Genomic DNA, 246 nt, shown 5'->3' with positions numbered 1-246 from the left:
CCATCGGTTTGCTGCTGCTGGCAGCGGCCAGCCAATTGTTCGTGTCTGCCCATGACACTTGGCGCCTGCAGGGCGCGGCCGCACGCTTGCAGGCTGATGCCCGCCTGGCGTTGCAGCGCATGGCCCAGGACATTCGCATGGCCGGCATGTTCGGCTGCCTGCGCCTGCAGCCCGACGACTTCACCGACCCGCTAGCCCTTCAAGCCTTCGCCCAGCCCCTGCAGGTGGGCGCGAACAGCCTGAGCC

Annotated in this window: 1 protein-coding gene; it reads left to right on the top strand. The window is 68.3% G+C overall.

Annotated features, from left to right (window positions below; genetic code table 11):
• Positions 1-2: 2 nt before the first annotated feature.
• On the top strand, positions 3-246 hold a 244-nt coding region (locus SB756_RS33795; RefSeq protein WP_410913728.1), incomplete at its 3' end, for a PilW family protein.

Source organism: Pseudomonas sp. SIMBA_068, from assembly GCF_046534705.1.
GTDB classification, from domain to species: Bacteria; Pseudomonadota; Gammaproteobacteria; order Pseudomonadales; family Pseudomonadaceae; genus Aquipseudomonas; species Aquipseudomonas putida.
This window is presented reverse-complemented; position numbering and strand designations above follow the sequence as displayed.